This is a genomic window from Actinomadura bangladeshensis, assembly GCF_004348335.1.
Classification (GTDB): domain Bacteria; phylum Actinomycetota; class Actinomycetes; order Streptosporangiales; family Streptosporangiaceae; genus Spirillospora; species Spirillospora bangladeshensis.
The window spans coordinates 24,943-34,400 of the sequence record NZ_SMJW01000066.1 but is presented as its reverse complement, the minus strand read 5'-3'; the positions used below and the strand labels follow the sequence as shown (position 1 = coordinate 34,400).

Sequence of the window (9,458 nt, the reverse complement as noted above, 5' to 3'; positions counted from 1 at the left end):
CTGGGACGGGGCGGCCGGGCCGGCCGCCCCGTCCCAGCGCGCCGCCGGCCCGGTCCGAGACGTCCGGGCGCCGCACGGCGCCCTCCCCCGAGGCCGGTCGGGCCGTCACGCCCCCGCCCGGCCACAGAGCGGGAAGGGAGGTGGGAATCAGCCCCCAGCAGAACCGGCGGTACGCCGGTAGTGCACAGGCGGCCGGAACTCCGTCCGACCCCCGTCCCGGCCGCCGACGCAGTTAGGGATCGCTGCGGATCCGGGCCCGTGGAGGCATCGCGCCTCCACGGGCTCGGCTCACAGCTTCTTCCGCCAGACCTGCCCGTGGACGACGTCGCCGAAGCGCTCCACGGGCGGCTCCTCGTCCTCCAGGACGAACCCGGCCCGCTGATAGAGGCGGTGCGCCGGGCGCTGCAGCGCCGTCGTCCACAGCATGATCTCGGCGTAGCCGGCCTCGGCGGCGAAGCGGACGCACGCGTCGACGAGCGCGGCGCCGACCCCCAGGCCGCGGGCGTCCGGCTCGACGTGCAGCAGCCGCAGCTGCGCGACGTCCTCCGCGCGCTCGACGCAGAACACCGCGCCCACGCGGACGCCGCCGGACTCGGCGATCCACGCGTTCTCGCGCTCCGGGTCGTGGTCGCGCACGTAGTCGGCGACGACCGTGGCGACGAGCGCCTCGTAGGTGCGGTCCCACCCGCACTCGGCGTCGTAGAGTGCGCCGTTGCGCTCGACCACCCAGCCGAGGTCGCCGGGGCGCAGCGGGCGCAGGACGACGCCGTCCGGGCGCGGGCGGTCCCCGAGGATGCCGTGGACGGTGCGCATCGCGGCGAGCAGCCGGCCGCGCTCGGCGGGCGGCAGACCCTCCAGCAGCTCGCGGATCTCGGCGGCGGTCCGCTCGTCCAGCATGGCGAACACCTCGCGGCCGCGCGGGGTGAGCCGGGCGATCTGGCGGCGGGCATCGCCTGCGGCGCGCTCGCGCACGAGCAGCCCGTCGGCCTCGAAGCGGGCCAGCATCCGGCTGAGGTACCCGGCGTCGAGGTCGAGCGCGCGGCGCAGCGCGAGGACCTCGGCGTCGCCCCGCTGGGCCAGCTCGAAGATCACCCGCGCCTCGGTCAGCGAGTAGGGCGAGCGGACGAGCCCCTCGCCGAGCACCCCGATGACTCCGGTGTAGAAGCGGTTGAACGCGCGGACCGTGCCGATGTCCTCGGCGGTCACCTCCATGTCGCGGCCTCCTAACGTTTGACTGAGTCAAACGTTAGGCGACGGGAGGGCCCGGCACCAGCCCCTGGAGCGGATCAGGCGCTCGGCTGCGCCTCGGTCTCGGCGTCGGCCTCGGGCTCGGCGGCGGGCAGCGCGCGCGCCTCCCGGACGATCTTGTGCTCGACGAAGAAGGTCATCAGCGGCACGACGCCGCCGAGGACGATCAGCACCATCTTGCCGAGCGGCCAGCCGGTGCGCCGCCACAGGTCGAACGCCAGCGCCACATAGACCATGTAGAAGAAGCCGTGGACGGGCGACACGATGCCCACCATCTCCGGCGAGTCGGTCGGACCGTACTTGAGGACCATCCCGACCGTCAGCAGCAGCAGGAGCGTGCCGACGATCAGCGCCAGGATCCGGTACCTGGTGACCGCGCCTTCCACGGGAACACACCTTTCGTTCGGCGGGCCGGGCGCCCCGGGGCGGGGCCCGCACGAGGGGTCAGCGGCCGCCGCGGCCCTCGGAGTTGAGCCGGGCGAGGTAGCGGTTGTAGGCCGCGAGGGCGGGGTCCTCTTCCTCGTGCTGCTTGATCAGCTCCCGCTTGACGGCGGCTTCGGCGGGCTCTTCGATCACCGTCGGCGCGGGGGTCACACCGTCCCGCTCGTCCCGGATCATCTTGACCCACATCACGATCACGAAGATCGCGAACAGGGGCCATTCGAACGTGTAGGCCCAGCTGCGGTCGTTGCCGGACTGGGCGCGGTCGAACTGCCACCAGCCGAACCCGAGGAACGCGCCGCACAGCACGATCGCGAGCGCGTGCAGCCCGAGCCATCCCGGAGTGAGGAACCGTCGCACGTCACCGAGCCTACCCCCGGTTCCGCGAGGCCCGGCCCCGGCCCCGCGGTACCTGAGACGTGCAGGCTCGGGCGGTGCGGTTCAGGCGGGCGGCGGGCCCACGTAGACGGCGCGGGGACGCAGCGGGCGGCGCCCGCCGTACTCCTCCAGCGCGTGCGCGAGCCAGCCGGCGGTGCGCGCGACGGCGAACAGCGCCTCCCCGGCCCCCGGCACGAGGCCGGCGACCGCGCCCAGCGCCGCCAGCGCGAAGTCGACGTTCGGCGCGGGCAGGCGGCGCCGCTCCGCCTCGGCCAGCACGGCGTCGGCGGCGGCGAGCCGCTCGTGCCCGGGCGCCGCGGCGCGGACGAGGCCCATCAGCAGGGTGAAGCGGGCGTCCCCCGAGGTGTAGACGCCGTGCCCGAACCCGGGGACGCGCTCCCCGCCGCGCAGCCGCTCCCCCAGCACCCGGGCCGCCTCCGCCGGGCGCGCGACCTCGGCGAGCAGCCGTTCCGCGCCGTAGGACGCGCCGCCGTGCAGCGGGCCGCCCAGCACGCCGAGCCCGGACGCGACGACCGCGTACGGATCGGCGCGTACGGACGCGGCGACCCGCGCGGCGACCGTGGACGCGGCCAGTTCGTGGTCGGCGAGCAGGATCATGGCGGCCTCGAACGCGCGCAGCGGGCCGCCGCCCGGCCCGGGCGGGCGCGGGCACAGCCGGCTCCAGAGCCGCTCGGCGACGCCGCCCGCGCCCGGCGGCCGTCCGGCGGCGGGCGGCAGCGCCTCGACGAGGCCGGAGACCAGTGCCCGGCCGGTCGCGACGACGCCCTCGGGGCCGAGGTGGTGGCGCAGCGGGTCGGTGGCGGCGAGCGCCGCGACGATCAGCTGGAGCCGGTCGAGCGGGAGCAGGCCGGCGGGCAGGCCCGACTGGGCGGCGACGGCCGCCGCGACGCCGTCCTCGTGGGGCCGCCAGGGCTCGCCGCCGGCCTCATCGTCGCCCGTCCAGAGCCAGGCGGCGACGTCCTCGAAGGTCCGGGACTCCGCCATGGCCAGGACGTCGCGGCCCCGGTAGTAGGGGCGGTCGGCACCGAGCGCGGTGATCGCCGACTCGATCGCGAGCTCCCCCGGGCCGGGCGGGCGGCGCGGCTTCCCGCGCCGGGCCAGCTCCTCCACCTGCGCGGCGTCGAACAGGCTGCGGCGGCCGTCCGCGGCGTGCCGGCGGCGCAGCACGCCGCGGCTCACGTACGCGTACAGCGTGGCGGGCTTCACACCGAGCCGCTCGGCGGCCGCCTTCGCGTCGATCCACCCGCCGACCTGCTCGTCGTCCACGTTCCCCACCCTTGTACATTGATTATCGTCAATATTGATACATGTAGACGACAGTGTCAATCTGAGGGCATGCCCCAGATTCACTTCCTGGACGTCACCAACCGCGACGGCGTCCAGACGGCCCGGACCGGGCTGTCCAAGTTCGGCAAGACGATGGTCAACTTCTACCTGGGACGGCTCGGCGCGGCGCAGTCGGAGATCGGCTTCCCGTTCCTGTTCCACGAGGTCCCCTACGTGCGGGCGCAGCTCGCGCTGGCGGAGGCGGGCGCGTTCGGCGGCCTGCGGCTCTCCGGCTGGTGCCGGGGCGTCGCGCAGGACGTCGAGAAGGCCGTCCGGGTGCGGGCGGGCGGCGCGGGCCTCGCCCACTACAACCTGTCGATCTCGACGTCCGACTACATGATCGCCAACAAGTTCCGGGGCCGGCTGGACCGGGAGGCGATCGTCCGCGAGATGGCCGGGGCCGTCCGCGCCGCCAAGGCGGGCGGGGCGCGGACCGTCGGGGTCAACGCCGAGGACGGCTCCCGCACCGACGCCGGCTTCCTCAAGGAGTTCGCCCTGGCCGCGAATGAGGCCGGCGCCGACCGCGTCCGGTACTGCGACACGATCGGGGGCGACACCCCTGACCGCATCAAGGAGCGCTTCGCCGAGCTGGCGTCCGCCGTGGGAATGCCCGTCGAGACCCACTGCCACAACGACCTCGGCCTGGCCGTGGCCAACTCCATCAGCGGCGCCCTCGGCGACCTGGAGGCGGGCCAGGACGCGTGGATCAACACCTGCGTGAACGGCATCGGCGAGCGCTCCGGCAACGCCGACCTCCTGTCGACCATCCTCGCGTTCCGGCACGGGTTCGGGATGGAGGAGCGCGGCATCGAGATCGGCGACCCGATCGACCTGTCGTGGGCGCGGCGGTTCGCGCTGTGGGCGAGCTACGCCTTCGGCCAGCCGCTCCCCTACAACCAGGTCGGCGTGGGACGGAACGCGTTCGCGCACGAGTCCGGCATCCACGCGGACGGCGCGCTCAAGGACCACGGCAACTACGAACTGTACGACGAGGAGACCCTCGGCCCGTTCCCGGACGACTGGCACACCCGTCCCGGACGCGTCGTCCTGACCGGCGAGTACGGCGGCAAGGCCGGCTTCCGGCACGTCATGGACGGACTGGGCATCGAGCCAGTGGAGGAGGATCTCGCCTTCAAGCTCGTCCAGCTCTGCAACGCCCAGACGGGCCGGCCGCTGACCGACGACGAACTGCGTGTGATCGGCACCTATCCGCGCGAGCTCTCCCTGCTCTTTCCAGGGCAGACCGACTGATCGCATGATTTGATCGTGCGATTTGTCCGAGGGGCGCCCTACGTTCTCGGGCATGGCGAGCAGCACAGCGGCGGCCGGCGCCGCGCAGTCGTACACCTACACGCGGCCGTCCGGGCTGGACGCGGGGCTTCTGGGCCTGTCCACCTCCGGCGGGACGACGAGCAGCGGGCCCCAGGCCCACCCGCACTTCTTCTCCGGGGTGCTCACCCAGGCGGCGCCCGCCGCGGCGGGCCTGCTGGCCCTGGCCGACGTCGCCCAGACCCGGTACTTCCAGCCGCGCCCGACGTCCTTCCGGGATCCGGTCGTCACCTGCAACGGCGACCGGATCCGCATGGAGTCGTTCTCCGCGTGCGGCGGCGTGTACGCCAGGCTGGACGTGCTGGAGCCCGCGCTGGACGGCGAGGTCCACGAGCGCGGCACGACGAACGTCGACGTCAACGGCCCCCTGCGCGAGGCCCTCGCGCGCGTGGGAGGGTCCGATCCGCTGCATCTGGCGGTCGGCGCCGAGGAACTGGCCGTGACCACGATGGACGGCGCCGTCGTGGAGAAGAAGGTGCCGCTGCCCGACCGGTGGCTCCGGGGGTTCGCCGAGGTCCAGGTCATCACGGCCGGGTTCGACCTGCGCGGTGAGCTGAAGGGGCCGGACGCGGTGCGGTTCCTGCGGTCCCTGCCCAAGCGGGCGCGGGAGGCGCTGTGGGCGGTGCCCGCCGGGCGGACGCTGCGGATGTCGTCCCGTCCGGTGCCGGGCGCGGTGTGCCTGGCCGGGCCCGACCGCCTGCGCACGATGCTGCCGCTGCTGCGCTTCGCGAAGGCCATGCGCGTGTACGGGCCGGCCATCCTCAACGGCAGCGGCCCAGTGTCGAGCGTGTGGGAGCTTGAGCTTCCGGGGATGCGCTACGTCCTCACCCTTTCTCCTCAGCATTCGCGCGGCTTCTCCGGTGAAGGCGCCGTCCTGGAGGACATCTCCACCGACCAGGCCGCCGGAGACGCCGACCTGCTGGGCGCGCTGCTGTCCTTCGAACCGCGCGTCGAACCTGACCTGCTCGCCGAGCGGTCCGGGCTCGACCCGGCGCGGACGAAGGCGGCGCTGACCCAGCTCGGCACGTCCGGCCGCGTCGGGTTCGACACCGCCGAGGCCGCCTTCTTCCACCGCGAACTGCCGTACGACCCGGCGCGCGTGGCCGCGCTCAACCCGCGGCTGCGTTCGGCGCGCGCGCTCGTCGAGGACGGCGCCGTGCGGTTCACGTCCGGCGGCAGGGCGATCGTGCGGAGCAACGGGAGCGAGCGGGAGGTCCGCTTCGACGGCGACCGCGTCACCTGCACGTGCCCGTGGTGGTTCGACCACCGCGGTGAGCGGGGGCCGTGCAAGCACGTCCTCGCCGCCCGCATCGTCCGCCGCGACGCCGACCAGGCCGCCGAGGTCGCGCGATGAGCATGCCGGAGGCGCTCCAGAAGGCGATCGAGTCCGGCGACGCGGAGCTGACCGGGCGCGAGGTCATGGCGCTGGACGAGTCCGGACACCGCGCGGCCGCCGCCGGGCTCCCTGGGCTGCTGAAGGCGATGCGCGCCGCGTCGCCGCACGGATTCCTGGACAACCAGGCCGTGCGCCCGCTGCTCATCGCCGGCGCGGGCGCGATCAGCGGTCCCGCCGCCGCGGCGACGTGGCTGTGCCGCGGCGAGCTGCGGCTCTGGTGGTGGGGCGCAAACGACAGCGAGCTCAGGCTGCTGCGCGAGGTCACCTCGGGCCGCTCGCCGGAGTGGCGCGCCGAGGTGGCCCACCGCGTCGCCGACCGGGTGCGGGCCACCGACATCGACTGGACGCGCTGGCATTTCGCGGCGGAGCTCGCCAAGTCGGCCGGCGCCGCGCCCCCGGTGTCGGACGGGTTCGTCGTCGGCTGGGCGTCCGGCCCGGAGGGGGCGGACGAACTCTCCGAGGACCCGTTCCTCGACACGCTCCTCCCCAAGCTGTTCGAGGTGGACGGCGTCGGAGCCGCCCTCGCCGACGACGCGACACGGACGCAGTGGGGCAGGACGCGTAAGAGCACCTGGGCCGGTTCACTGTCCGATCTGGCCCGCGCTGGGCGGATCGAGCGCGCGACCCTCCTCGACGGCTGCGTGAGCCGGTTCCTGCGCGGCGGCACCACGCACAATCTGCGCTGGTTCATCCAGCTCCACGACGCGCTTGAGCCCACCGATGACGAGGTGGCGGCCCGCGTCCGCGACTACGTCCGCCTGCTGCCGACCGCACCGCCGACCGTGGCCGATCTCGCGCTGCGCCAGGTCCGCCGCACCGACGACCTGGAGCGCCTGGACGCGGACCTGTTCGCGGAGGCCGCCGACGCGCTGCTGTTCCGCCCGGAGAAGAAGCTCGTCCGGGCCGCGCTGACCTGGCTGGACCGGACGGCCCGCAAACGCGACCGGGCCGGCGCCACGGTGCGCGCCCTCACCGCCGTCTTCACCTCCGACGCGGTCGACCTGCGGGACCGCGCCGTGAAGATCGCGGTCAAGCACGCGGCGCACGCGAGCGAATCCGTCCGGGAGGAGGTCCGGGACGCCGCCGGCGGCCTGCCCGCCGACCTGCGCGAGGCGATCGCGGCGGGCTTCGGCGAGGTCGCGGCCGTCCCCGGGCCCGAGCCGCTCCCGGGCCCGCCGCCGTTCGTCCCGCGCGAACCGCCGGCGCCCATCGGCTCGCTCGCCGAACTGGCGGACGACTTCGCCGTCCGGCTGCGCTCCGACGAGGAGTGGCCCGCGACCGAACGCTTCCTCGCCGCGCTCGTCGAGTTCGCCCACCGCGACCCCGACGGCACCCGCGAGGCGCTCCGCAAGCACGCCGAGCACCTGGCGCCGTGGATCACAGAACCCGGCGGCCGTCCGTACATGCGCAGCCACGTCCGGGAGAGCTGGATCCAGTTCCCGGTGCAGCACCTGCTGCTCCCGGGCAGGCCGCACAACCTGACCGAGGTCTTCGCGGCCTTGGCCATGCGCCGCTCCCACTCGGCCGGGACGCTGAACGATCCGCAGCTGAAACGGTTCCTCAAGTGGCGGCTGCACGAGATCGCCTCCGCCGTCGGTACGGTGCCGCTCCTGCTCGCGACCCCGACCGAGGTGAGCGGCCACATCGACCCTGGCGTCCTGGTCGGCCGCCTCGAACGCCTGGAGGCGGCGGGCTGCGCGCCGGGGCCGGCCGACCTGCTGCAGGCGATGCTCCGCGTCCCGCGCGAGATCGACCCGGCGGCCGTGGTGCGCGCCAAGGGCCTGGCCTCCGTGGCCGGCCGGAGGGTCGCATCCTGGCTCGCCGCGGGCGGCCTCGCCGACCCCGCCGTCACCTGCACCGTCCTCGACACCCCGCTCGCGACTGTCGGCGAGCGCACGTTCCGGCCTCCGTCCCAGGTCCTGTCCATCGTGGACATGCCCGGCGACTCCGAGATCGACCGCCTGTGCACGCACCCCGATCCGGACCGGCGGGTCTTCGGAACGGGGAGGCTCGACCCGCACACCGGCCACTGGGCCGCCGTCCTGCCCTCCCACCGCGACATCGTCGCCGCCCATCTCGTCCCGTACCTGGCCGGCTGGGAACAGTACGGCTGGAACCAGGGCGCCATCATGCTGGGCCTGGCCGAGGCCGACGGGCCCGCCGGAGCCGCCACCGGCACGCTCCTCGCCCACGCACTGGCCAACGAGGACCAGGACGAGCGGGCGAGGGCCGTCGAGGCGCTCCTCGTCCTCGCCGCCCGGGGCGCGCTCCCGGCGGCCGAGACGGGCACCGCGCTCGGCCGGCTCGCCGCGCTCGGCCGCATCCCGCTCCCCCGTACCCTCAAGGCCCTCACGGCCGCCGCCGACGCGGGCGCGCACGCCGGCGTCTGGACGATCCTCGCCACGGCCCTCCCGCACGCGCTCCCCGCACCGGGCCAACGCGCCAGGGCCGGCCTCCCGGCCATGATCACCCTGGCCACCCGGCTCGCGGAGATGACCGGCGCCAGGGGCGCCATCCCGGAGGTCGCGGACGTGGCGGCGCGCGGCGGCACCAGCCGCCTGGTCGCGGAGTCCGCGCGTTTGCACCGCACCCTGACCGCAACCTGACGGCGCCCGCCGGTGTTGACGAAGACGTCGGTCCCGCATGGGACCCTGAGAAGACCGGAAGGAGCGCCGCACGATGACCGAGACACTCGCGTTCGGCACGGTCGACACCGTGCTCGGCCGCCTGCTCGTCGCCGAGACGGAGACGGGCGTCGCCGCCCTGCACTTCCGCGACACGCCCGCCGCCCGCGCCCGCACCGCCAAGGCGGCCGGCCTGCCCGTGGTCGAGGCCCCGGGCCGCCTGGCCCCCGCGCTGTCGGCCCTGCGCGACTACTTCGCGGGCGACCTGAAGGACTTCGACCTCCCGATCGACTGGCGCCTCACGTCCGACGCCCAGCGGCAGGTGCTCACGACGCTGTACGAGTCCGTCCCGTACGGGAAGGTCCTCACCTACGGCGCGCTGGGCGACCGCAGCGGCACCGGCGTGCACGCCCAGGTGATCGGCCAGATCATGGGAAGCAACCCGATTCCGCTGATCGTCCCGTGCCATCGCGTGGTCGCCTCGAACGGCCTGGGCGGCTACAGCGGCGGCTCCGGCGTCGAGATCAAACGCTGGCTCCTCACCCTGGAGGGCGCCCTGCCCGCCACCCTCGACTGGGACATCACCCGCGCCCCGTGAAGCTACCCACCGGTAGTCGGCAACTCCGGAATGTGCGGGTGCCGAAGCCTGTTCGGGGCCGGTCGGCACCGCCGGGATCGCGCGGCGCAGGCCGGGC

8 protein-coding genes are annotated in these 9,458 nt (G+C 74.6%); 4 read left to right on the top strand and 4 right to left on the bottom strand.

The window, feature by feature from the left end:
- Positions 1-288: 288 nt before the first annotated feature.
- From E1284_RS15435 to E1284_RS15420, 4 genes are all read right to left on the bottom strand, one after another.
- Complete coding sequence (locus tag E1284_RS15435; RefSeq protein ID WP_131939769.1) at positions 289-1,212, bottom strand: bifunctional helix-turn-helix transcriptional regulator/GNAT family N-acetyltransferase; 924 nt, start codon at positions 1,210-1,212, stop codon at positions 289-291.
- A 74-nt stretch (positions 1,213-1,286) separates the two neighbouring features.
- Complete coding sequence (locus E1284_RS15430) at positions 1,287-1,634, bottom strand: DUF3817 domain-containing protein (RefSeq protein WP_131939768.1); 348 nt, start codon at positions 1,632-1,634, stop codon at positions 1,287-1,289.
- Between the two features lie 58 nt (positions 1,635-1,692).
- Entirely contained in the window at positions 1,693-2,049 is a 357-nt protein-coding gene (locus tag E1284_RS15425; RefSeq protein WP_131939767.1) for a hypothetical protein, read from the bottom strand.
- Between the two features lie 81 nt (positions 2,050-2,130).
- Positions 2,131-3,354 carry a citrate/2-methylcitrate synthase gene (locus E1284_RS15420; protein ID WP_131939766.1) on the bottom strand — a complete coding sequence of 408 codons (1,224 nt, stop codon included), beginning with the start codon at positions 3,352-3,354 and terminating at the stop codon, positions 2,131-2,133.
- Between the two features lie 69 nt (positions 3,355-3,423).
- Between E1284_RS15420 and E1284_RS15415 the strand changes: the two genes are divergently transcribed.
- The 4 genes from E1284_RS15415 (at position 3,424) to E1284_RS15400 (ending at position 9,361) form a co-directional block, all read left to right on the top strand.
- Positions 3,424-4,665 (top strand): LeuA family protein, encoded by a 1,242-nt coding sequence (locus E1284_RS15415; protein ID WP_131939765.1) that lies wholly within the window; start codon positions 3,424-3,426, stop codon positions 4,663-4,665.
- Between the two features lie 52 nt (positions 4,666-4,717).
- Complete coding sequence (locus E1284_RS15410) at positions 4,718-6,097, top strand: SWIM zinc finger family protein (RefSeq protein WP_131939764.1); 1,380 nt, start codon at positions 4,718-4,720, stop codon at positions 6,095-6,097.
- On the top strand, positions 6,094-8,745 hold the full coding sequence (locus tag E1284_RS15405) for a DUF6493 family protein (RefSeq protein ID WP_131939763.1): 2,652 nt from the start codon (positions 6,094-6,096) through the stop codon (positions 8,743-8,745). The genes E1284_RS15410 and E1284_RS15405 overlap by 4 nt, the downstream gene beginning before the upstream one ends.
- A gap of 73 nt (positions 8,746-8,818) precedes the next feature.
- Complete coding sequence (locus E1284_RS15400) at positions 8,819-9,361, top strand: methylated-DNA--[protein]-cysteine S-methyltransferase (protein WP_131939762.1); 543 nt, start codon at positions 8,819-8,821, stop codon at positions 9,359-9,361.
- The last annotated feature ends 97 nt before the right edge of the window (positions 9,362-9,458 follow it).

Coding starts and splice junctions, on each gene's coding strand:
- E1284_RS15410 (WP_131939764.1), top strand. CDS start 4,718: ATGGCGAGCAGCACAGCGGCGGCCGGCGCCGCGCAGTCGTACACCTAC.
- E1284_RS15435 (WP_131939769.1), bottom strand. CDS start 1,212: ATGGAGGTGACCGCCGAGGACATCGGCACGGTCCGCGCGTTCAACCGC.
- E1284_RS15415 (WP_131939765.1), top strand. CDS start 3,424: ATGCCCCAGATTCACTTCCTGGACGTCACCAACCGCGACGGCGTCCAG.
- E1284_RS15405 (WP_131939763.1), top strand. CDS start 6,094: ATGAGCATGCCGGAGGCGCTCCAGAAGGCGATCGAGTCCGGCGACGCG.
- E1284_RS15400 (WP_131939762.1), top strand. CDS start 8,819: ATGACCGAGACACTCGCGTTCGGCACGGTCGACACCGTGCTCGGCCGC.